The 23,865-nt window shown below is 55.1% G+C and carries 24 protein-coding genes and 1 riboswitch; of the genes, 9 read left to right on the forward strand and 15 right to left on the reverse strand.

Going from position 1 to position 23,865, the window contains the following annotated elements; all coding sequences use genetic code 11:
* Positions 1-43: 43 nt before the first annotated feature.
* From pmrB to yvcK, 4 genes are all read right to left on the reverse strand, one after another.
* Positions 44-1,123 (reverse strand): two-component system sensor histidine kinase PmrB, encoded by a 1,080-nt coding sequence (pmrB, locus tag RTX30_RS06960; RefSeq protein WP_312688313.1) that lies wholly within the window; start codon positions 1,121-1,123, stop codon positions 44-46.
* Positions 1,123-1,797 carry a two-component system response regulator PmrA gene (gene pmrA / locus RTX30_RS06965; RefSeq protein WP_312688316.1) on the reverse strand — a complete coding sequence of 225 codons (675 nt, stop codon included), beginning with the start codon at positions 1,795-1,797 and terminating at the stop codon, positions 1,123-1,125. The genes pmrB and pmrA overlap by 1 nt, the downstream gene beginning before the upstream one ends.
* Positions 1,794-3,431, reverse strand: a complete 1,638-nt coding sequence (eptA, locus tag RTX30_RS06970) for a phosphoethanolamine transferase EptA (RefSeq protein ID WP_312688319.1) — start codon at positions 3,429-3,431, stop codon at positions 1,794-1,796. Before eptA ends, pmrA begins: the two co-directional genes overlap by 4 nt.
* 111 nt (positions 3,432-3,542) lie before the next feature.
* Positions 3,543-4,451 (reverse strand): uridine diphosphate-N-acetylglucosamine-binding protein YvcK, encoded by a 909-nt coding sequence (yvcK, locus tag RTX30_RS06975; RefSeq protein ID WP_312688322.1) that lies wholly within the window; start codon positions 4,449-4,451, stop codon positions 3,543-3,545.
* Between the two features lie 227 nt (positions 4,452-4,678).
* A riboswitch (molybdenum cofactor riboswitch) is annotated at positions 4,679-4,814 on the forward strand.
* Between yvcK and moaA the strand changes: the two genes are divergently transcribed.
* From moaA to RTX30_RS07010, 7 genes are all read left to right on the forward strand, one after another.
* The gene (gene moaA, locus RTX30_RS06980; protein ID WP_312688324.1) at positions 4,802-5,791 is read left to right on the forward strand and encodes a GTP 3',8-cyclase MoaA; all 990 of its coding nucleotides are present in this window, start codon (positions 4,802-4,804) and stop codon (positions 5,789-5,791) included. Its footprint overlaps the riboswitch before it by 13 nt.
* 19 nt (positions 5,792-5,810) lie before the next feature.
* Positions 5,811-6,323, forward strand: coding sequence for a molybdenum cofactor biosynthesis protein B (moaB, locus tag RTX30_RS06985; protein ID WP_312688325.1), 513 nt, complete (start codon positions 5,811-5,813; stop codon positions 6,321-6,323).
* Between the two features lie 3 nt (positions 6,324-6,326).
* Positions 6,327-6,812: a cyclic pyranopterin monophosphate synthase MoaC gene (gene moaC, locus RTX30_RS06990; RefSeq protein ID WP_312688327.1), complete on the forward strand. Its 486-nt coding sequence runs from the start codon at positions 6,327-6,329 to the stop codon at positions 6,810-6,812.
* Positions 6,805-7,050: a molybdopterin synthase sulfur carrier subunit gene (moaD, locus tag RTX30_RS06995; RefSeq protein WP_312688739.1), complete on the forward strand. Its 246-nt coding sequence runs from the start codon at positions 6,805-6,807 to the stop codon at positions 7,048-7,050. Before moaC ends, moaD begins: the two co-directional genes overlap by 8 nt.
* Position 7,051: 1 nt before the next feature.
* Complete coding sequence (moaE, locus tag RTX30_RS07000) at positions 7,052-7,504, forward strand: molybdopterin synthase catalytic subunit MoaE (RefSeq protein WP_312688329.1); 453 nt, start codon at positions 7,052-7,054, stop codon at positions 7,502-7,504.
* 59 nt (positions 7,505-7,563) lie between these two features.
* On the forward strand, positions 7,564-8,271 hold the full coding sequence (locus RTX30_RS07005; RefSeq protein WP_312688331.1) for a Bax inhibitor-1/YccA family protein: 708 nt from the start codon (positions 7,564-7,566) through the stop codon (positions 8,269-8,271).
* 75 nt (positions 8,272-8,346) lie between these two features.
* Positions 8,347-9,054 carry a Bax inhibitor-1 family protein gene (locus RTX30_RS07010; protein WP_312688334.1) on the forward strand — a complete coding sequence of 236 codons (708 nt, stop codon included), beginning with the start codon at positions 8,347-8,349 and terminating at the stop codon, positions 9,052-9,054.
* Positions 9,055-9,064: 10 nt separating this feature from the next.
* On the opposite strand, the gene RTX30_RS07015 is transcribed toward RTX30_RS07010, so the two are convergent.
* From RTX30_RS07015 to RTX30_RS07025, 3 genes are read right to left on the reverse strand one after another with little or no spacing between them, the layout of a single operon-like run.
* On the reverse strand, positions 9,065-10,024 hold the full coding sequence (locus RTX30_RS07015) for a YbhN family protein (RefSeq protein WP_312688337.1): 960 nt from the start codon (positions 10,022-10,024) through the stop codon (positions 9,065-9,067).
* A complete protein-coding gene (gene clsB, locus RTX30_RS07020) occupies positions 10,024-11,262 on the reverse strand; it encodes a cardiolipin synthase ClsB (RefSeq protein WP_312688340.1) in 1,239 nt (412 codons plus the stop codon). Before clsB ends, RTX30_RS07015 begins: the two co-directional genes overlap by 1 nt.
* Complete coding sequence (locus RTX30_RS07025) at positions 11,259-12,020, reverse strand: endonuclease/exonuclease/phosphatase family protein (RefSeq protein WP_312688343.1); 762 nt, start codon at positions 12,018-12,020, stop codon at positions 11,259-11,261. Before RTX30_RS07025 ends, clsB begins: the two co-directional genes overlap by 4 nt.
* 132 nt (positions 12,021-12,152) lie before the next feature.
* Here RTX30_RS07025 and RTX30_RS07030 point away from each other — a divergent pair, with 132 nt between their 5' ends.
* Positions 12,153-12,590: a YbhQ family protein gene (locus tag RTX30_RS07030; protein ID WP_312688345.1), complete on the forward strand. Its 438-nt coding sequence runs from the start codon at positions 12,153-12,155 to the stop codon at positions 12,588-12,590.
* 4 nt (positions 12,591-12,594) lie between these two features.
* On the opposite strand, the gene RTX30_RS07035 is transcribed toward RTX30_RS07030, so the two are convergent.
* Genes RTX30_RS07035 through cecR form a run of 5 tightly spaced genes read right to left on the reverse strand, consistent with a single transcriptional unit; the run spans position 12,595 to position 18,232 of the window.
* Positions 12,595-13,701 carry an ABC transporter permease gene (locus RTX30_RS07035; RefSeq protein WP_312688348.1) on the reverse strand — a complete coding sequence of 369 codons (1,107 nt, stop codon included), beginning with the start codon at positions 13,699-13,701 and terminating at the stop codon, positions 12,595-12,597.
* Positions 13,702-13,710: 9 nt separating this feature from the next.
* The gene (locus RTX30_RS07040) at positions 13,711-14,841 is read right to left on the reverse strand and encodes an ABC transporter permease (protein ID WP_312688740.1); all 1,131 of its coding nucleotides are present in this window, start codon (positions 14,839-14,841) and stop codon (positions 13,711-13,713) included.
* A complete protein-coding gene (locus RTX30_RS07045) occupies positions 14,834-16,570 on the reverse strand; it encodes an ATP-binding cassette domain-containing protein (protein WP_312688351.1) in 1,737 nt (578 codons plus the stop codon). The genes RTX30_RS07040 and RTX30_RS07045 overlap by 8 nt, the downstream gene beginning before the upstream one ends.
* Complete coding sequence (hlyD, locus tag RTX30_RS07050; protein WP_312688353.1) at positions 16,563-17,558, reverse strand: secretion protein HlyD; 996 nt, start codon at positions 17,556-17,558, stop codon at positions 16,563-16,565. Before hlyD ends, RTX30_RS07045 begins: the two co-directional genes overlap by 8 nt.
* Complete coding sequence (cecR, locus tag RTX30_RS07055) at positions 17,558-18,232, reverse strand: transcriptional regulator CecR (protein WP_312688356.1); 675 nt, start codon at positions 18,230-18,232, stop codon at positions 17,558-17,560. The genes hlyD and cecR overlap by 1 nt, the downstream gene beginning before the upstream one ends.
* Before the next feature lie 234 nt (positions 18,233-18,466).
* Between cecR and rhlE the strand changes: the two genes are divergently transcribed.
* Entirely contained in the window at positions 18,467-19,882 is a 1,416-nt protein-coding gene (gene rhlE, locus RTX30_RS07060; protein ID WP_312688359.1) for an ATP-dependent RNA helicase RhlE, read from the forward strand.
* A gap of 100 nt (positions 19,883-19,982) precedes the next feature.
* Here rhlE and RTX30_RS07065 read toward each other — a convergent pair whose 3' ends face one another.
* From RTX30_RS07065 to RTX30_RS07075, 3 genes are all read right to left on the reverse strand, one after another.
* Positions 19,983-20,924 (reverse strand): alpha/beta hydrolase, encoded by a 942-nt coding sequence (locus tag RTX30_RS07065; protein WP_312688361.1) that lies wholly within the window; start codon positions 20,922-20,924, stop codon positions 19,983-19,985.
* A 65-nt stretch (positions 20,925-20,989) separates the two neighbouring features.
* Entirely contained in the window at positions 20,990-22,381 is a 1,392-nt protein-coding gene (locus RTX30_RS07070) for a family 1 glycosylhydrolase (RefSeq protein ID WP_312688366.1), read from the reverse strand.
* Positions 22,382-22,390: 9 nt separating this feature from the next.
* The gene (locus RTX30_RS07075) at positions 22,391-23,863 is read right to left on the reverse strand and encodes a family 1 glycosylhydrolase (protein WP_312688369.1); all 1,473 of its coding nucleotides are present in this window, start codon (positions 23,861-23,863) and stop codon (positions 22,391-22,393) included.
* Positions 23,864-23,865: the final 2 nt, after the last annotated feature.

Below are 23,865 nucleotides of genomic sequence, written 5' to 3' on the forward strand. Positions count from 1 at the left end.
GATCGGCTTCAGTCATATGTGGGTGTTAAGCTACTAAATGCGCTTAGCGGGTGACAGGGTGGAATTTAACCCATGCCCGCACGCCTGACTGCGTTTTTCGGTTGTGCAAAAAGAATTGCGCGTCGTGTAATTGCGCAATGCGTGAAACAATACTTAATCCCAGCCCAATTCCCCCGTACCCACTATCCATCCGTACAAACGCTTTGCTCAGCTCGCCGCTGCGGCTCTCATCGATCCCCGGCCCTTCGTCTTCCACGGCCAGCACGGGCGAGGCAGCTCCTTCTATACGCACGCTGATGGTGGTCCCCGCCGGGCTGTAGCGATGGGCATTTTCCACCAGGTTTCTTAACAGCACCCGCAGCAGGGTCACATCGCCGGAAACCGGGATTGCTTGTGCATCGAGTGGGATCACCAACTGCTGTTGCCGCCCGGCGAGGATCCGTTCCAGTTCGCCCTGAATCGGCATCACCACATCTTCCAGCAGCATCACCTGCTGGTAACTCCCTGCTGAGAAGGACTGCCCCACACGGGCCAGTTGCAGCAACTGGGCGATGTTTTCCGTCATCTGGTCAAGGCGCTGTACTAGCGGATCAACATTCAGGCCATTGGCTTTGGCCATTAACTCCAGGTGCAGGCGTAAACCGGCCAGCGGTGTACGCAATTCATGCGCCACATCGGCGGTAAACAGCCGCTCCCGATCCAGTGTTTGCGTCAGGCGCGAAACCAGTTCGTTGATCGCCGAAGTGACGGCCTCAACTTCACTGACGCTGTTGTTCAGGGTAATCGGCTGCAGGTTATCCGGGGTGCGCTTATCCAGTTCCTGTTGCAACTCAGAAAGCGGACTGGTGATGTTTTTGACCGCCTGCATACAAATCAGCAACGCCAGACCCACAATAAGCAGACTCGGTACCAGCAGGCTGGCGACCGCTTCACGGACTTCATGCTCGATCTGCTTGTGATTGTTGTGATTGTGCATGGCACTTTGCACCAGCAGCTGGATTTGTTCCTCGCTTTCATGCCATAGCCAGAACACGCTAATTACCTGACAAAACACCAAAATACCGCCAATGGTGAGCAGCAAGCGGCGGCGCATGCTCCAGTGCCTGAAGTCGAAAATAGCCATTACTCCGTCCGGTTCTCGTGATGCACCAGCATGTAGCCAAAACCGCGCACGGTGCGGATCCGGGATTTGCCGATTTTGTCGCGCAGATTATGAATATGCACTTCCAGCGTGTTGGTCGACGGCTCGTTATCCCAGTTGTAGATATCGTTGTAGAGGATTTCCCGGTGCACCGGGCTGTCGGCTTTTAGCATCAGGCGCGACAGCAGTGCGTATTCCTTCGGCGTTAAATCCAGTAACTGGCCGTCCAGCCAGGCCTGGCGGCGGGTAACATTCAGCGTCAGATTGCCGTGGGTGATTTCGTTATCGCCCTGATTGTTATGTCGACGCAGCAGCGCGCGAATGCGGGCGTTAAGTTCATCCAACGCAAAGGGCTTGACCAAATAGTCGTCTGCGCCGGTATCTAACCCGGCAACCCTGTCTTCCAGCGTGTCGCGTGCGGTCAGGATCAGTACCGGTAGGGTAAATTTCTCGCGACGCAGGCGGGTAAGCAGATGCAAGCCGTCTTCGTCCGGCAACCCGAGGTCCAGAACAATCAGGCTGTAATGGCCGTTCGCCAGGCACAGCGTGGCCTCATGCGCGGTGGATACACCATCGCAGGCATAGCCTTCGCTTTGCATTGCCAGAATTAACCCCTGCAACAGCAGAGCGTCGTCTTCAATTACCAGAATTTTCATTTAGCCTGCTCCCGGCATGACGTTAAGAGATCGTCCTGGGCACGGTACTCTTTCGTGCTGACACCCAGTATACCCAACATGGTAGGGAAGAGGTTGTCCTGCGAGACGTCCTGCTCCCGGGCATTTTTCTGCAAACACTGGCTGTTAATGCCGTAACGCTGCTGATAATCCTCCGACAACCACAGCAGCATCGGCACATGTTTTTGTGTTTCCGGCGCAATGGACCAGGGCAGGCCGTGCAAATAGACGCCGTTTTCACCAAGCGATTCCCCATGATCGGAGAGGTAGACCAGGCTGGTGGTAAATTTGTCCTGCTTCGATTGCAGCAGTTTAATTGCTTTATCAACAATATAGTCAACATACAGGATCGTATTATCATACGTGTTGACCAGTTGCTGCTGCGAGCAGGTCTGGATCTCATTGGTATCGCAGGTCGGTGTAAACTTGCGGAACTGCGGTGGATAACGGTTGTAGTACGTTGGCCCATGGCTGCCAATGGTATGCAGAACTATTACCCCATCGCCCTGTAATTTATCAATATAGCTGGCGAGATCGTGGAACAGGATCTCGTCCTGACACTCGCCTTCAATGCAAAGATCCGGCAAATTTAACGCGGTCATATCCTGCGTCGGCACGCGGCTACACGCCCCTTTACAGCCGCCGTCGTTCTCATTCCACAAAACGTTTATTCCCGCGCGCTGAATAATATCCAGCAACCCTTCCTGGTGCGCCGCCAGCTGATCATCGTAATGCGCGCGCGTCATTCCCGAGAACATGCATGGCACAGAAATGGCGGTGGCGGTACCGCAAGAGGCAGTATGCGGGTAATAGAACACATTATCGTGTTTTAACAACGGGTTCGTTTCGCGCGTATAACCGCCCAGCGAGAAGTTTTCTGCACGGGAGGTTTCGCCCAGTACCAGGATCGTCAGGTTTTTACGCGGCCCGTTTTGCATTTCCGGGCGCTGGCGCGCATCTTCGCCGAGTCTCATTAACGGCAAATTCGCCATGCTGTGGTGGGAATACCATGACAGTGAAGCGGCAATTGAATTAGAAGGACTGAGATCTTTCACCAGCTCTTTATTATTACGAAACAGCGAGGCGTAATCTTTATAAAACAGCAGCGCGACCAGCACGATAAGCAGCGCGGAAAGTACCACGCTGATAAGACGATAAATCACGCTGCGCAGTACCGAACGGGCGGGCTTAATCTTGATCCACCAGGCGATAGCCACAGCCAGCACGGCGGTAAACAGTAACGTCAGCACCATTTTTGTCGACAGCAGGGCAAAACTCTCCGCCGGCGTGGTGTCGAGAATATTGGTGATCATTGAACGATCGATAATGATGCCAAACGTCGAAATAAAGTATTGTGCCGCCGCGCTGACCAATACAAACAGGGTAATGAGCAACCGATCGAGGAAAATAAACGACGCCAGGGTGACGACAATATTAATGACCGCGAATGCCACCAGCGGCATGGAAAGAAATACCAGCCAGTTACGCAGTGAATCCACCGGCAGAAGCATAAACGCATGGTGATAGAAGACGCTGTTCAGTGGTAACGCGATATAGACCGCAAACAGAAAAATAAACAGCAGACGGCTTAAGGCGGGCCGACGAAAGTGAAACATAGCGAATCCGTGTCCGGCAATGAGTGTGACGGAAGGATGACAACGTTTTTTTAAGACAACCTTAAGAAATTAAGAAAGCGTCAGCGGGCGTTAAGATTACCCGCCCGTGGCTCAGCCGAGTTGCTGTACCGCTTTCTCCAGCGCTGCACGCAGCAGGTGGCGATCGTGACGATAGGGGATATCGCTGGCTTCCAGCACTTCCTGAATAATCAGCCGATCGCTCACGCCACTCGTGTCTACTTTTGGCCCAACGATGGCGGCATCGACAATTTTTCTCCCGACGTACTGCTCCATAATTGCCAGCTTATCGCCCAGTTTCAGGCTGGCGGCGGCCGGGCTTAGCTCTTTACCAAGATTGGCAATATAAACCACCGGTGCGGGCGTTCTTCGCAGCGCCTGTGCCAGCTCATCAAGCAGGAGGAGGGGCAGCAGGCTAGTGTAAAAACTGCCAGGGCCAATAATAATTAAATCCGCTTCGGCAATGGTTTGCACCGCTTCGCGGGTGGCGTGCACTTTGGGGAACAGCATGAGCTCCTGAATTGGGGCATGCAGTTGATCAATATTCACTTCGCCGTAAACCTGATGGCCTTCACTGTCGGTGGCCATTAAATCGACCGGTTGCTCTGACATCGGAATTAAAAAAGCATCCACCTTTAATAAATTACGAATTAAATTGATGGCTTCCAGCGGCCGCACACTCAGGTGATCCAACGCCTTTAACATTAAATTTCCAAGGTTATGCCCGGAAAGTTCGCCATTTCCGCTAAAACGATACTCAAACATGGCGGAAGCGACGCTGGGTTCGGTAATTAACTGATTGAGGCAGTTACGCATATCTCCCCAGGCGATACCGCCTTCGGAGCGGCGAATACGCCCGGTGGAACCACCGTTATCGGTGGTCGTCACAATCCCTGTTAGCCGTGAACCCAGTGAGGAAAGCGAAGACATTACACGCCCAAGGCCGTGCCCGCCGCCGAGAGCGACCACACGATCCAGGTCTGCAAGTGTGCGATTACGCATAATGATTCCTTATGAAGAATGACTCCGCTACGTTAGCGTAAATACCACCAAAAGACGATGCTGCGCGGAGGGTAAAATGACACATATCAAGGCAAAAACGGCATTTTCACGTACTCTGTGGCGAAAGTGCACGATCATATCGCTATATATTGTTTTATATAACGTTGATCGTGATGGCGGAACCCCCGCGATCGCGCTACTATCGCCCTAAGCAATGTTAGCGTTACATACAATATATACACTCAAGCCTTTGCGCCTACGTCGAAAGATACGGTGTTCTGGCCGTAGCAGAAGCTGCTACCAGGGTGCAGGAAGAAATGACTGCATCTCCCGTACTTGGAAAGGTGTACATGGCCTCACAACTTACCGATGCGTTCGCGCGTAAGTTTTACTACTTGCGTTTGTCGATCACCGATGTGTGCAACTTTCGTTGCACCTACTGTTTGCCGGACGGTTACAAGCCGGGCGGCGTCAACAATAAAGGCTTTCTCAGCGTCGATGAAATTCGCCGCGTAACGCGTGCCTTCAGTGCCATGGGTACGGAAAAGGTGCGCCTGACGGGTGGTGAGCCGTCGCTGCGCCGCGATTTTACCGACATCATCGCCACCGTGCGTGAAAACAGCGCTATCCGCCAGATTGCCGTCACCACCAATGGCTATCGTCTGGCCCGTGATGTTGTGCAATGGCGCGATGCCGGCCTGACCGCCATTAACGTCAGCCTCGACAGTCTGGATGCCCGCCAGTTTCATGCCATTACCGGGCAGGATAAATTCCGCCAGGTAATGGACGGTATCGATGCCGCCTTCGCCGCAGGCTTTGCTAAGGTCAAAGTCAACACGGTGCTGATGCGCGACGTCAACCACCACCAACTCGACACCTTTCTGGCGTGGATCAAATCGCGCCCTGTCCAGCTACGCTTTATCGAATTGATGGAAACGGGCGAGGGCAGTGAACTGTTCCGCAATCATCATATTTCGGGCATGGTGCTGCGCGATCAACTGCTCCAACGCGGTTGGATCCACCAGTTGCGCCAGCGCAGCGACGGCCCGGCACAGGTTTTTTGCCATCCGGATTATGCCGGAGAGATTGGCCTGATCATGCCTTATGAAAAAGATTTCTGCGCCAGCTGTAACCGTCTGCGCGTCTCCTCCGTCGGCAAACTCCACTTGTGTCTGTTTGGCGATGGCGGTGTAGATCTGCGCGACCTGCTACAGCATGATGCACAGCAAGCAATGCTGGAACAGCGTATTGCCGCGGCGTTAACGCATAAAAAGCAGACCCACTTCCTGCACCAGGGCAATACAGGTATTACGCAAAACCTTTCATACATCGGCGGGTGATCGCCGCAAGGAGAGTAAGATGAGTCAGGTCAGCGCTGAGTTTATTCCGGTGAAATTGGCGATTTTGACAGTGTCAAACCGCCGTGGTGAAGAGGACGACACCTCGGGCCATTTGCTGCGTGATGAGGCACATGACGCCGGTCACCAGGTAGTGGATAAGGCGATTGTTAAAGAGAACCGTTATGCCATTCGCGCGCAGGTTTCCGCGTGGATTGCCCGTGATGATGTGCAGGTCGTGCTCATCACCGGCGGTACCGGCTTTACCGAGGGTGATCAGGTACCCGAAGCGTTGCTGCCGCTGTTCGACCGTGAAATCCAGGGATTTGGTGAGCTGTTCCGTATGCTCTCTTTTGAAGAGATTGGTACATCCACTCTGCAATCTCGCGCCGTGGCGGGCATGGCCAATAACACGCTGATTTTCGCCATGCCTGGTTCGACTAAAGCCTGCCGTACCGCATGGGAAAACATTATTGCCCCGCAGCTGGATGCGCGCACGCGCCCGTGTAATTTCCATCCCCATCTTAAGAAATAAGTTATGTCACAACTGACCCATATTAATGCCAATGGCGAAGCCCACATGGTGGATGTTTCCGCCAAAGCAGAAACCGTTCGTGAAGCACGCGCCGAAGCCTTTGTCACCATGTTGCCGCAAACCTTGGCCATGATTGTCGACGGCAGCCACCACAAAGGCGACGTGTTCGCCACTGCACGTATTGCCGGGATCCAGGCAGCAAAACGCACCTGGGAACTGATCCCTCTTTGTCACCCGTTGCTGCTGAGCAAAGTCGAAGTGCTGTTGCAGGCCGAGCCGGAGCGTAACCGGGTGCGCATTGAGGCGCTTTGCCGCCTGACGGGCAAAACCGGCGTGGAAATGGAAGCGTTAACGGCGGCCTCGGTGGCGGCGTTGACCATTTACGACATGTGCAAAGCAGTGCAGAAAGATATGGTAATTGGGCCGGTGCGTTTGCTGGCAAAAAGTGGCGGTAAGTCGGGTGATTTCAGGGTTGAGAGTGATGATTAAAGTCCTGTTTTTCGCGCAGGTGCGTGAACTGGTCGGTTGCGACAGCATCGCCACTGACACCGTATTCCCCTCTGTAGAAGCGCTGCGTCAGCATCTGGCGGCGCAGGGTGACCGTTGGGCACTGGCGCTGGAAGAGGGCAAGTTGCTGGCGGCGGTGAATCAGACGCTGGTCAGTTTTGACCATCCTCTGACCCGTGGCGACGAGGTGGCGTTTTTCCCACCGGTAACCGGGGGCTGAGATGAGCGAAACCCGAATTTGTGTTGATCCCGCCGCGTTCAGTGTCGGTGACGAGTACACCTGGCTAGCCGCGCGGGACGAAGATGGCGCGGTCGTGACTTTTACCGGCAAAGTGCGTAACCATAACCTTGGCGACAGCGTCAGCGCGTTAACGCTGGAACATTATCCGGGAATGACCGAAAAATCGCTGGCAGAAATCGTCGCAGAGGCGCGCAACCGTTGGCCGCTGGGGCGGGTCACGGTCTATCACCGCGTGGGCGAACTGTGGCCTGGGGATGAGATTGTCTTTGTTGGCGTCGCCAGCGCGCACCGCAGCAGCGCCTTCGAAGCCGGTCAGTTTATTATGGATTATCTGAAGACGCGCGCACCGTTCTGGAAGCGCGAGGCCACGCCGGAAGGGGAACGCTGGGTGGAAGCACGCGACAGCGATAAACAGGCCGCGCAGCGTTGGTAATGCGTTGAGTGCGGATGTGTTACGCTTATAGGGCATTAACCTACTATTCAGGAGTGACTATGGACCGTTATCCTCGTTCTGATTCTATCGTCCAGCAGAGCCGCACCGGGCTACAAACTTATATGGCGCAGGTCTACGGCTGGATGACATGTGGCCTGCTGCTCACCGCCTTTGTGGCATGGTACGCTGCCGGAAATGAGAAAGTGATGGCGCTGGTATTCTCCAGCCAAATCACTTTTTTCGGTCTGATTATCGCCCAGCTGGCGCTGGTGTTTGTCCTTTCGGGGCTGATTCATAAGCTGAGCGCCGGTGTCGCAACTTCGCTGTTTATGCTCTATTCAGCGCTCACCGGCCTGACGTTATCCAGCATTTTGTATATCTACACTGCCGAATCCATCGCCGCGACTTTTGTGGTCACCGCCGGTATGTTTGGTGCCATGAGCTTGTACGGTTACACCACCAAACGCGACTTAAGCGGCTTTGGCAATATGCTGTTTATGGGGCTGATTGGCATTGTGCTCGCGTCGCTGGTTAACTTCTGGTTGAAGAGTGAAGCGCTGATGTGGGCCGTGACGTACATCGGCGTCGTGATCTTTGTCGGACTGACGGCTTATGACACGCAAAAGCTGAAAAACATTGGTCAACAAATTGATCTCCGCGATCATTCTCAACTGCGTAAAACCGCCATTCTTGGCGCTTTGACGCTGTACCTCGACTTTATCAACCTGTTCCTGATGCTGCTGCGTATTTTCGGCAACCGTCGTTAACAGACCGCTTTGCGATCCCGGCAAATGCCGGGATTTTTTTGCGTTTTTTTCAGTAGCCTTTCAGGGAGGATCAGGGTGAAACTGTTTGGCTGGCTACGGCCTGCGCAGGTTGCGCCGGCACAACTCATGACCGGTGTCTGCCTGTGGCTGGCGGCGGCGATGCTCTTGAGCGCGGCAGTAGCATGGTGGGTGCTGGACGTGATGGCGATTAACGCGTTTCGCACTCCCGGGCCGGCCATCGCGGTGATGATTATCCTCTGGTTCGCCACTGGCGGCCTGCTCAGTCTGTTGTTCCCCCGGGGTAAAAGCGTGGCGGCGTTGTGCGGGCTCACCGCTGTGAGCCTGATGACCGGGCTGCTCTTTGCCAGTCTGTTTTCACTGCCAGTGCTGCTGCTCCTGTTCGCGGTAACGGGCGGTATGTTTGCCGTCAGTGCTGTGGTGGCCCGTCTGGGCATTCGTGGCGGGGGGTATTTTTTTCTGATGTTGCTCACCGGCATGGGGCTGGCGGGGTTAGCGAATAGCCTGCAAGGCAGTAGCGGCTGGCTGTGGACCGGCTCCGTTATGATGGTGCTAATGTTCAGCCTGGTCAGCGTTAACAGAAGCCGGTCGATTGCCGATTCGGCACGCGGGTTGTATGCACGGGACTACACCAGCGTGCAGTGTTGCGCGCTACGTGGCGCGCTGGCCATTTATCTTGGGGTGATCACCGCGTTTTTTGAGCTGGCGCGTTTGCTGGTCGACCTGCTGGCGCTGGTGGGATCGGGCAGCAACACGTCGCGTTAAGGTTGCCGATTCAGCTCATGGCTCTTTCATTCTTCTCGCGCAGTTTTTTCGCCCGGCTCTCAAGCAACAGATAACAAATTAGCGCCAGCAGCAAGGGCAGAAAATAGTAAAGCACACGATAGGCGAGCAGAGCGGCGATGATGATGCCCTGCGAAACATGCTCCCCTGCCAGCAGAGCAAGAAATACAGCTTCCAGCACGCCAATCCCGGCCGGAATATGCACAATGACACCGGCAATACTGCTGACCAGTAATACACCCAGCACGAAGAAAAAGTCCGCTTTCATGCCCATTAACAACCAGATGATGGCTCCCATTACAATCCAGTTCGCGCTGGAAACGACCAGCTGCACAATAGCAAATCGCCATGACGGGAGTACAAGTTTATGCCCCTTCACCGTTACATGGCGGCGTTTAGCAAAGGCGCAACCCCACATATAGAGGGCAATCAGCAGCAATAAAATGATGCCGACAATGCGTAATGTGCGCTCATCGATATACCAGTGCGCCGGGAGTTGCACCACGCCGAAGGTAAAAATCAGCCCACCGAGTAAAATATACCCGAGCCAGTTAGTAGTAATACTCAGTGAAAAGATACGCGTGATAGTGCTGCCCGGCAGCCCCAACCGGGAATAAAGCCGATAGCGCATGCCGATCCCGCCGACCCATGTGCTGAGCGTTAAATTGAAGGCATAACAGATAAATGACACCAGCATCACCTGGCGTTTCGCCAGTTTATGCCCGCAGTAAGCACGCCCCATCAGGTCGTAGCAGCCATAAATCAGATAGCTGATGATCACCAGCGCCACGGCGCTCAGTAAGGCCGTGCGGTTATAGTCGCTGATCACCGTCCAGACATCACCCCAGTCGACTTTGCGGGCGTACAGCACCAATAGCACGACAACGGCGATAAAGAACAACACTGTCAGGACTTTTTTAGCGAGCCGCCAGCGCGGGTGGGATTTGGACATCAGGACTTCACCTCCGAATTTTCTACCCGATCCTGCGTTTCCAGCTCCGGCTGCACAGGCGGCTCGACTAACGCCAGCTGCGGCGTATGCGCAGGCAGCCAGCCAACCATCGCCGGGAAATGACGTAAAAAGTGGAACACAACCACGCTTTTGCCGAGGTTCCACCAGGTGCGTTTGGGTGCCATTGACTCATCTACGCGCTTGCAGTCACGGTCGATAATGCCCTGTAAGTTCTCGCGCAGCGTATGGTTGAACTGGCGATCGTGAATGATCAGATTCGCTTCCAGGTTGAGCGACAGGCTTAGCGGGTCGAGATTGCTGGAGCCGACGGTTGCCCAGTGATCGTCCATTAACGCCACTTTGCCATGCAACGGACGCCGCCGATATTCATACACCTGCACCCCGCCTTTCAGCAGGTAGTTATAGAGCAGTTCCGCACCGACTTTGACAATCGGCATATCCGGCTCGCCCTGGACAATCAGTTTAACCGTCACGCCACGGCGGGCGGCGCTGCGCATAGCATGGAGCAGCCGGTAGCCAGGGAAGAAATAGGCATTGGCGATAATCACTTCGCGGCGTGCATTGGCCAGCATTTTCAGGTAATGACGCTCAATATCATCCCGGTGCTCGTCATTATCACGCCAGATAAACAACGCCTGCGCTTCGCCCGGTTTGCGGTTCTCTTCCGGGCGATGGCGACGCCGCCGCCACCAGCGTTTTGCCGGGGCGTTGTCGGGCAGGTTTTCCAGTTCAAATTGCAGAATATCTTCCACAACCGGGCCCTCAACCCGCACGGCATAATCCTGTTTTGCTTCCGGGCCGTAATCGGTCATATGCTCTGCTGAGTAATTGATCCCGCCGACAAAGGCCACGGTGTTGTCGATTACCACGATTTTGCGGTGCATGCGACGAAAGAGATTGGTGCGCATACCTAACAAGCGCGGGCGCGGATCGTAGTAACGAAACAGCACGCCTGCGGAGGTCAGTTCACTGACAAAGGATTCACTCAGATCGGGCGAACCATAGCCGTCAAGCAACACTTCAATGTTGATGCCGCGTTTCGCCGCTTTTAGCAGCTCGCGCTGTAATTCACAGCCGACTTTATCTTCAAACCAGATAAAGGTTTCCAGAATGACGCGTTGCTGCGCCTGGCTGATCGCCTTGTACAGCGCCGGGTAGTAGTTATCGCCATTTTCCAGTAACTGAATGCGGTTCCCTTCTCGCCAGCTACTTTTCATAGGTGGATCTCCGCACTTAATGGCGCATGATCGGACAGATGGCGCCAGTTACGCAGCGGCAACGCGGTAGGCGCGCTGGCGCTGGCATTTTTCACATAGATTCGGTCAAGACGCAGCAACGGGAAACTGACCGGGAACGTCCGGGCAGGGCGGCCATGTGCGCGGGTGAAGATCTCCTCCAGCCCGGCCTGGATTTTTAACGGATGATTGGCCCGCTGCCACCAGTCATTGAAGTCGCCCGCCACCACTACCGGTTCATGCTCTGGCAGTGTGTTGACCCAGTCCGCCAGCATGGTTAATTGTGCCTGACGGTGAGCTTCCCGCAGTCCAAGGTGCACACATACCACATGCACAGGGCTACCGAGATCCGGCGGCACAATCCGGCAATAAAGCAGGCCGCGCTTTTCGCTGCCGTCGACGGAAACATCGCGATTTTCATAATATTCAATCGGAAAGCGAGACAGCACCGCGTTACCGTGATGCCCTTCGGGGTAGACAGCATTACGCCCGTAGGCGTAATCGCTCCACATGGTGTCGGCAAGAAATTCGTAGTGGGTCGTGTCCGGCCAGTTTTCGACATGTAACGGGTGCACTTCATGGGCACCCATCACTTCCTGCAGGCAGACGATATCCGCGCTGACGGTGCGTACCGCGTCACGCAGCTCAGGCAAAATAAAGCGTCGGTTAAACGCGGTAAAGCCTTTATGGGTGTTAATGGTGAGCACTTTCAATGAAAATTGTCGCGATTGTTGGGTCATAATTCTCCTGCCAGCGTCACTCTCCTGATGAAAATAAATTGTAGTCCCTGTCACAAAAAACGGCGGGGTTACGGAATTTTCCGTAAATGCGAGTACTCTTCAATCAGACTAAAATCCTCCAGGAGAGTGGCCATGAAGTGGCAACAACGCGTTCGCGTCGCGACAGGTCTGAGTTGTTGGCAGATAATGTTGCATATGCTGATTGTGGCGGTGCTGGTGATGGGCTGGACCAGCGGCATGCTGGTGCACGTCGGCTTAGGGCTGTGCGTGGTCTATGGCGTGAGCGTGCTGTTAATGCTGTTTTTACAGCGTCACCATGATGAGCGCTGGCGTGAGGTTGGCGACGTGCTGGAAGAGTTAACTACCACCTGGTATTTTGGCGCATCGTTAATTGTTATCTGGCTGCTGTCACGCGTGTTGCAAAGCAACCTTCTGTTGGCGTTGGCCGGGCTTGCCATTCTTGCCGGCCCGGCGGTGATCTCACTGTTGACCAAAGAGCGCAAACTCCCTGCAAAACCGTTTGGTTTGCATCAAGGCCGTAACCCGGCAAATCCCCACGAACATCGGTAACGGCTCAGGCGATATTACGGCGAAATAAGGCATATGCCGCTGACCCGGTGGTCGCGGCAATCACCAGTAGCGGCCAGACACTTTGCCAGACAATCGGGAAACTGGCGTCTTTCAAATAAATTTGCTTGGTAATATCAGTAAAGTGGCGAATCGGGTTTACCCACGTAATATCCTGCAACCAGATCGGCATATTCTCCACCGGCGAAACATAACCGGAGAGCAATATCGCTGGCATCATAAAGACAAATACGCCAATAAACGCCTGCTGCTGGTTAGAACAGAGTGACGAAATCAGCAGACCAAAGCCCACCAGCGACAAACCATAAATTAGCATGGTGAAGTAGAACAGCAGCAGCGAGCCTGCAAAGGGGATTTTGTAGGCCAGAATCCCCACCACCAGCACAATGGTGGCCTGAAAGGTGGCGACAATCAGTGCCGGGACCGCTTTACCAACAAATATTTGCCAGGTCGCCAGCGGCGACACCAACAACTGATCGAGCGTGCCCTGTTCGCGTTCACGGGCGACCGAGAGCGAAGTGACAATCATCACGCCGATGGTGGTGATCATGGCAATCAGCGAAGGCACCACGAACCATTTGTAATCCAGATTGGGGTTATACCAGTTACGAATTACCAGCTCGCTGTTATTGGGTTTGACCTGCCCGCTCATCAATTCCTGCTGATAATCTTTGACCATTTGTTGCAGGTAATTAGCCGCGATTTGCGCACTGTTGGAATTTCGCCCGTCGAGGATCAACTGCATAGGCGCCGGGGTGCCTGTATCCAGATTGCGGGAAAAATCCGCCGGAAAACGCACCAGCAGCAGGGCGCGTTGCGTATCAATTGTCGGGCGGATCTCTTGCGGGCTTTTCAGCAGCAAAACGTGAGGAAAAGCTTTGGCACGGGCAAAGCGTTGCGTTAATTCCACGGCATGTTTGCCGTTATCTTCGTTGTAGATGGCGATAGTGGCGTTGGTGACTTCAAGGGTGGCGGCGAAGGGAAACAGCAATACCTGCAGCAGCACCGGTAACACCAGAATGGCACGGGTTTGCGGCTCGCGCAGCAACGACTGCAACTCTTTGCGGATAAGCGTCAATAAACGATGAAACATGACTTTTCCTTACTCCAGCCTGCGTTTTGTTTTTAGCCACGTCAGCCCAATGAACATCACCGCCGAGGCAACCAGAAACAGCACATTGACCAGCAGTACCACTGGAATATTGCCCGCCAGAAACAGGCTTTGCAGGGTACTTACAAAGTAACGCGCCGGAATGATATAGGTTACCGCGCGGATCACCGCTGGCATGCTATCGATTTGAAAAATAAAGCCAGACAACATAATGGAAGGCAGAAATGCGGCATTCAGCGCCACCTGGGCGGCATTAAACTGATTACGGGTGACGGTAGAGATCAGCAGCCCCATGCCCAGCGTACTGAGCAGAAACAGACTGGTGATCAAAAACAGCAGCAGTAACGAGCCCCGGTAAGGCACGCCGAGAATAAATACCGACACCAGCATGCACAGCAACATCGCCAGCATGCCAAGAAAGTAATAGGGGATAAGTTTACACAGCAGCAGTTCCACCCGCGTTACTTCGGTGGACAGCAGAGCTTCCATCGTACCGCGCTCCCATTCGCGGGCGACCACCAGCGAGGTGAGGATGGCACCAATCACCGTCATGATGATGGTCACTGCACCAGGAATAATAAAATGCTGGCTAATGGCGGCTGGGTTAAACCAGTAGCGGGTCTGAATATCAATCAAGGTATCAAACGACTGGCCGCGATCTTCCGCCCGTTGCTGCTGCCAGAGTTGCCAGATGCCCTGAATATAACCCTGTACAAAGTTCGCAGTATTCGGTTCGCTGCCGTCAGTGATCACCTGAATCGGCGCGTTATCGCCCGCCCGCGCCATCTGCGCGGCAAAATTGACCGGAACCACCACCAACCCGCGAATGCGTCCGGCCTGCATCATCTGGATCAACTGCTGGCGGTTGTCGCTGATGGTCGCATCAATAAACGGTGAACCCGTCAGCGTGTGGGTGAAATCCAGCGCCTCTTCACTGTGCTGCTCCAGCAACACCCCGACACGCAGTTTGCTGGAGTCGAGGTTAATGCCGTAGCCGAAAATAAACAGCAACAGCAGCGGGATCACCACCGCAATGAGCCAGCTACTGGGGTCGCGCACAATTTGCCGCGTCTCTTTTACACACAGCGCGCGCACGCGCCGCCAGCACAGCGCTTTACGCATCATGGTGCTCCTTATCCCAGTTTTGAATCAGCGTAATAAACGCATGCTCCATGGTGGGATCGGCGTGATCCGCATCGGCCGTCTGCGCTTTCAGCGCGTCAGGCGTTCCGCTGGCGATCAGTTTGCCACGGTACACCAGGCCGATGCGGTCGCAATACTCCGCCTCATCCATAAAGTGCGTGGTGACCATCACCGTGACCCCTTTTTCCACCATGCTGTTGATATGCAACCAGAACTCACGGCGCGTGAGCGGATCGACGCCCGAGGTCGGCTCATCCAGAAACAGAATATCGGGTTCATGCATCAGCGAGCAGGCGAGCGCCAGTCGCTGTTTAAAACCGAGCGGTAGCGCGTCGGTGGCGTGGCTGGCTATCTCCTGTAAACCGAATGCGTCACACATGCGGGCAATTTTCTCGCGCTGTGCCTGGCCGCGCAGGCCATAGACGCCGGAAAAAAAGCGCAGATTCTGTTCAACGGTCAGGTTGCCATACAGGGAAAACTTCTGCGCCATATAGCCAAGGTGCTGGCGGGCTTTGCCGGAGCTGACTTTAAGATCCATGTTGAGCACCAGCGCCTGGCCTTCCGTGGGCACCAGCAAACCACACATCATTTTAAAGGTGGTGGACTTCCCGGCACCGTTGGGGCCGAGCAGACCAAAAATTTCCCCGCGTTTAACGGCAAAATTCACGTGATCGGTGGCAGCAAAATCACCAAATTTTTTGGTCAGCGATTTGGCTTCAATCACCGTTTCCTGCGCGTTGCCCTCTACGGTGTGCAGAATTGCGCCGAGCGGTGATTCGGCGGTTGCCGCACCGCCCAGCAAATCAATAAATGCATCCTCAAAACGCGGTGCCGTTTCCGTCATCTGCAACGGGGGCATATTATCTGCCGCCTGTACCTGTGCAGCCTGCGCCTCTTTGCGCAGGATCATACGCACCGAACGTCCCTGGATCATCGCATCACTGACTTGTGGGTGTTTCAGCAGTCTGCGCAGAAGTCGGCGGTTGTTCTCCTGCGGGCTGGAGACTAAAAAGCTGCGCCCGGCCATGGTTTGCGTCAACGCTTTAGGCGCGCCCTGATAAAGCAATTCTCCCTCATTCATAAGCAGCACATCACGGCACTGTTCAGCCTCGTCCAGATAGGAGGTGCTCCAGAGGATCAACATGCCTTCACCCGCCAGTTCATGCACCATTTGCCACAGTTCGCGGCGGGAAATGGGATCGACGCCGACGCCCGGCTCATCCAGTAACAGCACTTTAGGTTCGCCGACCAGCGTACAGGCCAGCCCAAGCTTTTGTTTCATACCGCCGGAGAGTTTCCCGGCCAGGCGGCTGGTGAACGGGGCAAGCGAGGTAAATTCCAGCAGCCGGGCAAACGTCTGCTGTCGTTTTTCCCCGGTAACGCTGCGCAGATCGGCATACAGCCTGAGGTTTTCCATCACCGTCAGATCTTCATACAAGCCGAATTTTTGCGGCATGTATCCCAGCATGGCATGCAGTTCAGCGTCCTGGCGAATGGGATCCAGCCCCATCACGCGCACCTCGCCCTGATCGGCTTTCATTAACCCGGCCAGCATGCGCATCAGCGTGGTTTTCCCCGCACCATCCGGCCCCACCAGCCCGGTGACATACCCTGCGTTAATCGTACAGTCCAGGTGTGCGACGGCGGGTTTATCCATGCCGGGAAAGCGTTTTACCAGACTGCGTAAATTAATCGTCGCTTCATTCATGGCCTGCCTCATCGCTAAAACGCAGCGTGACCGGCATACCCTGGCGCAGCGTGTCGTCAGCATCGGTGACAATAATGCGCAGACGGTAGACGAGATCGGTGCGTAAATCCGGGGTTTCGACTGTTTTCGGCGTAAATTCAGCGGTGGGGGAGACAAAACCGATTTTCCCGTGAAACGGTTGATTCGGGCGGCCGTCGGTATAAAGCAACACCGCCTGACCGGCTTTTGCGCGATGCAGGTTTGGCTCGTCAATATAAGCACGTACCCACACCGGGCGGGTTAATGACAATGTCAGCACGGTGCTGCCTGCGCTGAGCATGCTACCTGGCTCAACGGCACGCGTTAGCAGTGTGCCATCCGACGGAGCGACCAGCGTGGTGTCATGCAGGTCGAGTTGCGCCTGTGCCAGCGCCGCCTCGGCTTGTTCCAGGCTGGCTTTGGCCTGGGCGATTTCCTGCGGGCGGTTACCGGCCCGGTACTGACTCAGTTTGTCCTGGGCCGATTTCAGCGTAGCCTGCGCCTGGTCGCGTGCCGAGCGGGCATTTTCCAGATCGTTTGCCGAAATGGCCCGGCTTTTCAGCAGCCCTTGCTGGCGCTGATAGTAATTCTGTGCGTAATCGTAGGCGGCGCGTGCCTGATTGACCGCGGCGGCGGCCTGAGCAATTTCCTCATCCCGGTAGCCTGCGGTGGCCAGCGAATATTTCGCTTGCGCGGTAGCAACATTGGCCTGGGCCTGCAACAGCGCATTTTCATACGGGGCTTTGTCGATTTCACCCAGCGGCTGGCCGCGTTTGATTGCATCGCCTTCGTCCACTGCCAGCGAGGCGAGACGCCCGCCGACGCGGAAACTGAGGTTAACAGTACGGATATCGACGTTACCGTACAGGGTGAATGTGCTCTGCTGTTTACTCTGATACCACATCCAGCCACCGCCCAGCGCGGCGAGAACAACAACGACCAGCAACACGACGACGACAGGTTTTTTCATTACTCCAGGCTCCTGAGGGTTAATCCTTGCAAAATCAGATCGATATGACAGGTGATTACCTGAAAAATCAGTGCTGATTTTTGCTCATCAAACTCGGTCCAGCCTGCACGCAGCAGGAATGTTTCACGCCCCAGACGAAACGCGAGAATTTCGCCCAGTAGCGCATGGGTATGAATAATGGTTTGCGTATCTTCAGCGTCTCGCCCGGTATAGGCGGCAAGCAGGCGCGTAAGATGGCAATGCAGGGGGGCGATAACCTGATCATGTACCAGCTGGTAAGCACGGGTAGGGGAGAGCTGCTCGCGTGAAATAAACTTACTGAGGTTCAGCGTTTCGTCGTGCGTCAGCAGGGTGATCATATTTTTACAGGCGCGATGAATAAGCCCCCGGATTTCCTCTTTTTCAACGTTGGGTTGGGCCAGTAACGTTTCGGCAGCCTGAGCGTGCGGGCGGAAATTCTCATTAATAAAGTCGGCAATCCATTGCGCACAGGCGAGGTACAAATCTTCTTTGGACCCAAAGTAGTAAGTAATGGCGGCGATGTTTTGCCCGGCCTGCGCGGCAATATCTCGCGTTGTGGCATGCAGCCCGTATTCGCCAAATTGTGCAAGTGCGGCGGCAATTAACTGGCTTTTGGCATGTTCGCCTTTGCTGGTGGTTGGGATTGTATTCATGGTGGTGATGAAAATTAATCAATCGATTGATTAAATTTAGGCTGGGAGGACAAGGTTGTCCAGTATGAAAGGGGCAAATTATGCTCAGGCCGTACTTTGGGGGATAATTTATGCGTGTGATCACAAAAGCTGATACACTCCGCCCCTTCATGACATTGTGGTTTTTGTCATCAGTCAAATTATTATCTCCCTGAAAACTACACCTGTAACAGGTCGGGGCGGTGCGGAGTTGTTATGTCATTTGATGCCCTTGGCCTGAATTCGGATATCCTGCGTGCTGTTGCTGAGCAGGGCTATGTTCAGCCGACCCCTATTCAACAGCAAGCTATCCCGGCGGTGTTGCAAGGCCGCGACCTGATGGCCAGCGCCCAGACCGGTACAGGTAAAACGGCAGGCTTTACGCTGCCCTTGTTGCAGCGCCTGATTCAGAACGAACCGCATGCGAAGGGCCGCCGCCCGGTACGTGCGCTGATCTTAACCCCAACCCGTGAACTGGCGGCGCAGATTGGCGAAAACGTTGCAGCCTATAGCAAATACCTGAACATTCGCTCGCTGGTTGTTTTCGGCGGTGTCAGCATTAACCCACAAATGATGAAATTGCGCGGTGGCGTCGATGTGCTGGTGGCAACACCGGGGCGTTTGCTGGATCTGGAACATCAAAATGCACTGAAACTGGATAGCGTTGAGATCCTGGTGCTGGATGAAGCCGACCGCATGCTGGATATGGGCTTTATTCATGATATTCGCCGTGTGCTGGCGAAGCTGCCGGCGAAACGTCAGAACTTGCTGTTTTCCGCCACGTTCTCTGATGAGATCAAACAGCTGGCGGAAAAACTGCTGCGTAACCCGCTGGAAATCGAAGTCGCCCGTCGCAACACTGCTTCCGAGCAGGTGACACAGCATGTGCACTTTGTCGATAAAAAGCGTAAACGGGAACTGCTGTCGCAGATGATTGGCGAAGGAAACTGGCAGCAGGTGCTGGTATTTACCCGTACCAAGCACGGCGCGAACCATCTGGCGGAGCAACTGAATAAAGACGGGATCACTAGCGCGGCTATTCACGGGAATAAAAGCCAGGGCGCACGTACCCGCGCACTGGCGGATTTTAAATCCGGTGATATTCGCGTACTGGTTGCTACCGATATTGCGGCCCGTGGTCTGGACATCGAAGAGTTGCCGCACGTTGTTAACTACGAGCTGCCGAATGTGCCGGAAGATTACGTTCACCGTATCGGCCGTACGGGCCGCGCTGCAGCGACCGGTGAGGCATTGTCGCTGGTGTGTGTAGATGAGCACAAACTGCTGCGCGATATTGAACGGTTGCTGAAAAAAGAGATCCCGCGCATTGCCTTGGCAGGCTACGAGCCGGATCCGTCAATCAAAGCGGAACCGATCCAGAATGGTCGTGGTCAGGGTGGTGGCCGCCAGGGCAGTGGTCGCGGGCAGGGGGCCGGTGGCCGCAGTCAGTCTGCGCCGCGTCGTAACGAAGGCGAGGCGCAAAAAGCGCGCGCGCCGCGCCGCAGCGAAGGTGGCTCCCGTCGCCTTGATGGTAACCCGGCAAATGCCCAGACCCCGCGTGATAACCAGGGCAAACCGGCAGGAAATTCAGCTCGCCGTCGCCGTCCACGTAAGCCTTCTGCAGGTCAGTAATGCAGGATTAACCGGAGGCGCGATGCGCCAGCCGGTGAAGAACGCCGCCGTCGGGCTAATGCCTGCCGGCGGCGTTGTCTTATCAGGGTGTTGTGATGGGTTACCCGGCAAAACGTGCCAGCCAGCTCTGGCGGGCTTCCCGCGCACGCTGCGCCACGCTTGCCTGTGGGTCAGAATTAAAGCCGTGCCAGGCCCCCGGCCAGACATTCAGCTCCACGCTCACACCTGCGCGAATCAACCGTTGCGCATAGGTCACATCTTCATCCAGAAACAGATCCAGCGTGCCAACGCCAATCCAGGTGGGGGGTAATCCCGTCACCTCCGTAGCCCGCGCCGGGGCGGCATACGGCGAAACCCCTTCGCTGCCCGGTTCACAGCCCAGAAGCGCCCCCCAGGCAAAACGGTTATTTTCTCGCGTCCAGATAAACTCCCCGGTGACCGGATTGACATCAGTTGCGGTCGCGGTACGGTCGTCGAGCATCGGGAACATCAGGTTCTGAAACGCCAGTTGTGGCCCCTGGTGATCGCGCGCCCAGAGCGCCAGCCCGGCGGCAATGCCCGCGCCAGCGCTGTCACCCATCAAGCCAATATTACTGGCGTTGATACCCAGCATGTCGGCGTTTTCCACCATCCATACCAGTGCGGCATAGCAATCGTTCAGCGAGCCGGGAAAGCGTGTTTCCGGTGACAGGCGGTAATCGACCGAGACCACCACGCAATCGTGGCGGGCTGCTGTTGGCCGGGTCAGTGACAGCGATTGTTCCGGGCTGCCGAACAGATGGCCACCACCGTGAATATGTAAAACCCCCATTCGCCCGGCACGCGGTTGTTGCGGGGCGATGACGCGCACTCTTACCGGGGGGGTACCTATCATGTGCTCCGACATCGTCAGCGCCAGTCCATCGTGCTGGTGCATATTCTCCAGCGCGGCTAGCTGGCGTTGTTGGCGGATGGCGGGAAAGTCGGCGGCGTCAAGGGAGGAAGGTGTCCAGGATTGAATAGCGGGGCGAAGCTCAGGATCAACCAAATGCCATGTGCTCATGCGAAAACCTTTATCGTCTGCGGGTCAACGTAAAGGAAGCGCCGTAGCGCTTCCTGAATGCAACCTTACAGCACTTCGCCGTTGCTGGCGATAACCTGCTGATACCAGTCAAAACTTTTCTTCTTGCTGCGTTTCAGTGTGCCCTTGCCTTCGTTGTCTTTGTCGACATAGATAAAGCCATAGCGTTTTTTCATCTCCCCGGTTCCGGCACTGACAATATCAATCGGCCCCCACCACGTATAACCCATGATGTTGCACCCATCTTCAATGGCTTCCGCCATCGCCTGAATATGACGACGCCCATAATCGATACGCGCCTGATCGTTGATTTGCCCGCTGGCATCCGGCTCATCCACTCCGCCATAACCATTCTCGACAATAAACAGTGGCTTACGGTAACGATCCGCCAGTTCGTTGCACACAATGCGGAAGCCCTGCGGATCGATAGGCCAGCCCCATTCGGTTTTTTCAAGGAAGGGGTTATCCAGCCCGGCGGTACCGCCGGTGTCAATGCGGAACTGGCCGCCCGCCTGATGCAGTACGCTGCGGTAATAGCTAAAGCCGAGATAATCCGAAGGGTAATCTGCCAGCAGTTGCAGGTCGCCGTCGGCAATTTCCAGCTCGACGCCAGATTCGCGGAACAGACGCGGCGCGTAGGCCGGATAGTGGCCGAACATCATTACATCGGAAAAGAATAGCGAGCGTCGGCGTAATTGCATCGTAGAGAAAATATCATCCGGATTACAGGTGGCCGGGTAGACGGTACTTAGTGATAACATGCAGCCAATTTGCGCGGTGGGGATAATCGCATGACATAGCTTGTTCGCCAGCGCGTTCGCCACAAACTGGTGATGGTTGGCCTGCCAGATATCTTGCGCGCTGGCGTCGGCATCCACTGCACCGGTGGCGAATGGCATGCGGTTCATGTTATTCAGCTCGTTAAAGGTCATCCAGTATTTGACTTTTCCCTGGTAGCGCCGGAACACCGTCTCGCAGTAGCGTGCGAAAAAATCAATAAGTTGTCTGTTTTTCCAGCCGCCATATTCCTGGTAGAGCGCCAGCGGCGTTTCGTAGTGGGAAAGGGTGATCACCGGCTCAATACCGTATTTGAGCAACTCATCAAACAGCCTGTCGTAAAATGCCAGCCCTGCTTCGTTGGGCGTGGTTTCATCGCCACGCGGGAAAATGCGCGTCCAGGCAATTGACGTGCGGAAACATTTGAACCCCATTTCGGCAAAGAGCGCCACGTCTTCTTTGTAATGATGGTAAAAGTCCACCGCCTGGTGGCTGGCGTAATAGCGGCCTGGGTCGACGACTGCATCATGTTGACCGGAGGCGATGCCGCCCCGTACCACGTCGGCGATAGACGGCCCTTTACCGTCTTCATTCCACGCCCCTTCCGCCTGGTTGGCGGCAATTGCGCCGCCCCATAAGAAATCTTTCGGGAATACAGCCATTTCCGCTCCTTAATCCGTTAAATCTGCGCCGTTAGAGGCGATCAGTTTTTTATACCAGTGGTAGCTTTTCTTCAGCGATCGGGCCTGTGTGCCGTTGCCCATATCGTCCTGGTCCACATAAATAAACCCATAGCGCTTAGAGATTTGCGCCGTACCTGCGCTGACCACGTCAATTGGCCCCCACCAGGTATAACCAAACAGATCGACACCATCGCCAATGGCTTCCTGCATCTGCGCGACGTGCTGGCGCAGGTAATCGATACGGTAATCGTCATCAATCGAACCATCCGGGTTAACGGTATCCACCGCACCCAAGCCATTTTCGGCAATAAACAGTGGTTTCTGGTAACGGTCATACAGTTGATTGAGCGCCAGGCGCAGCCCTTTCGGATCGATCTGCCAGCCCCACTGGCTGGTGGGCAAGTGCGGGTTACGAATGCCGCCAGTGATCATATTGCCTTCAGCCCCTTCCAGTTTTCCCGGGTGCGCGCTGACGGTACTCGACATGTAGTAACTGAAGGAGACAAAATCCACCGGGTGCTGGCGCAGGATCTCATCATCACCGACCACTTTTTGCAGCGTAACGCCTTTCTCCGCCAGCATGCGGTCGGTGTACGCCGGGTAGTAGCCGTGCGCCTGCACGTCGCTAAAGAACAGCGACACTCGCTGCATCTCTTCGCAGGCCTGCAAATCATCCGGATGGCAGGTATGCGGATAGAGCATCTGGTAGCTGATCATGCAGCCGACCTGCGAGCCAGGAATGATCGCGTGGCAGGCTTTGGTCGCCAGGGCGCTTGCCACAAACTGGTGGTGCGCGCCCTGGTATTTGTCCTGCTCAAGATGTGGGTTGTCTTCTTCGATCACCCCCACGCTGACATAAGGATGATGTTTGACGCAGTTGATCTCGTTAAAGGTCATCCAGTACTTCACTTTTTTGCGATAGCGGGTGAACACCGTCGTCGCAAAGCGCACGTAAAACTCCACCAACTGGCGATTTGGCCAGCCGCCGTAATCGGTGACCAGCGCCAGTGGCATCTCATAGTGCGACAGCGACACAATGGGTTCGATGCCGTGCGCCAGTAACGTGTCGAAGACCTCATCGTAAAATTTCAGCCCGGCTTCGTTCGGGGTCGTCTCATCGCCGCGTGGAAAGATGCGTGTCCAGGCTATCGACATGCGAAAGCATCTAAAGCCCATTCCGGCAAACAGCGCGATATCCTCTTTAAAGTGGTGGTAGAAGTCGTTGCCTTTGCGTTTGGGGTAATATTTTTTACTGTTGGGATCCTGCGCTTCACGGACCTGCGCGTGGGTCATGCCCAGCCACTGATCGAGCCAGCGTTCACGGGGCAGTTCGCTATCAAAGGTGTAGACATCCGAGACGGACAACCCTTTGCCGTCCACGTTCCATGCGCCTTCCAGCTGGTTTGCGGCAGTGGCGCCCCCCCATAAAAACCCTTCCGGAAATGCTTTCGAAAATGCCATCT

The sequence above is a fragment of the Kosakonia sp. genome, from assembly GCF_032052965.1.
In the GTDB taxonomy this organism is placed as follows: domain Bacteria; phylum Pseudomonadota; class Gammaproteobacteria; order Enterobacterales; family Enterobacteriaceae; genus Kosakonia.

Excerpts from the sequence above, each read along its gene's own strand:
- moaB (WP_312688325.1), top strand. The coding sequence starts at position 5,811 with ATGAGTCAGGTCAGCGCTGAGTTTATTCCGGTGAAATTGGCGATTTTG.
- RTX30_RS07005 (WP_312688331.1), top strand. The coding sequence starts at position 7,564 with ATGGACCGTTATCCTCGTTCTGATTCTATCGTCCAGCAGAGCCGCACC.
- clsB (WP_312688340.1), bottom strand. The coding sequence starts at position 11,262 with ATGAAAAGTAGCTGGCGAGAAGGGAACCGCATTCAGTTACTGGAAAAT.
- RTX30_RS07015 (WP_312688337.1), bottom strand. The coding sequence starts at position 10,024 with ATGTCCAAATCCCACCCGCGCTGGCGGCTCGCTAAAAAAGTCCTGACA.
- cecR (WP_312688356.1), bottom strand. The coding sequence starts at position 18,232 with ATGAATACAATCCCAACCACCAGCAAAGGCGAACATGCCAAAAGCCAG.
- pmrB (WP_312688313.1), bottom strand. The coding sequence starts at position 1,123 with ATGGCTATTTTCGACTTCAGGCACTGGAGCATGCGCCGCCGCTTGCTG.
- rhlE (WP_312688359.1), top strand. The coding sequence starts at position 18,467 with ATGTCATTTGATGCCCTTGGCCTGAATTCGGATATCCTGCGTGCTGTT.
- moaA (WP_312688324.1), top strand. The coding sequence starts at position 4,802 with ATGGCCTCACAACTTACCGATGCGTTCGCGCGTAAGTTTTACTACTTG.
- RTX30_RS07075 (WP_312688369.1), bottom strand. The coding sequence starts at position 23,863 with ATGGCATTTTCGAAAGCATTTCCGGAAGGGTTTTTATGGGGGGGCGCC.
- RTX30_RS07065 (WP_312688361.1), bottom strand. The coding sequence starts at position 20,924 with ATGAGCACATGGCATTTGGTTGATCCTGAGCTTCGCCCCGCTATTCAA.
- RTX30_RS07025 (WP_312688343.1), bottom strand. The coding sequence starts at position 12,020 with ATGACCCAACAATCGCGACAATTTTCATTGAAAGTGCTCACCATTAAC.
- RTX30_RS07045 (WP_312688351.1), bottom strand. The coding sequence starts at position 16,570 with ATGAATGAAGCGACGATTAATTTACGCAGTCTGGTAAAACGCTTTCCC.
- pmrA (WP_312688316.1), bottom strand. The coding sequence starts at position 1,797 with ATGAAAATTCTGGTAATTGAAGACGACGCTCTGCTGTTGCAGGGGTTA.
- hlyD (WP_312688353.1), bottom strand. The coding sequence starts at position 17,558 with ATGAAAAAACCTGTCGTCGTCGTGTTGCTGGTCGTTGTTGTTCTCGCC.
- RTX30_RS07040 (WP_312688740.1), bottom strand. The coding sequence starts at position 14,841 with ATGCGTAAAGCGCTGTGCTGGCGGCGCGTGCGCGCGCTGTGTGTAAAA.
- moaC (WP_312688327.1), top strand. The coding sequence starts at position 6,327 with ATGTCACAACTGACCCATATTAATGCCAATGGCGAAGCCCACATGGTG.
- RTX30_RS07070 (WP_312688366.1), bottom strand. The coding sequence starts at position 22,381 with ATGGCTGTATTCCCGAAAGATTTCTTATGGGGCGGCGCAATTGCCGCC.
- yvcK (WP_312688322.1), bottom strand. The coding sequence starts at position 4,451 with ATGCGTAATCGCACACTTGCAGACCTGGATCGTGTGGTCGCTCTCGGC.
- RTX30_RS07030 (WP_312688345.1), top strand. The coding sequence starts at position 12,153 with ATGAAGTGGCAACAACGCGTTCGCGTCGCGACAGGTCTGAGTTGTTGG.
- moaD (WP_312688739.1), top strand. The coding sequence starts at position 6,805 with ATGATTAAAGTCCTGTTTTTCGCGCAGGTGCGTGAACTGGTCGGTTGC.
- RTX30_RS07035 (WP_312688348.1), bottom strand. The coding sequence starts at position 13,701 with ATGTTTCATCGTTTATTGACGCTTATCCGCAAAGAGTTGCAGTCGTTG.
- moaE (WP_312688329.1), top strand. The coding sequence starts at position 7,052 with ATGAGCGAAACCCGAATTTGTGTTGATCCCGCCGCGTTCAGTGTCGGT.
- eptA (WP_312688319.1), bottom strand. The coding sequence starts at position 3,431 with ATGTTTCACTTTCGTCGGCCCGCCTTAAGCCGTCTGCTGTTTATTTTT.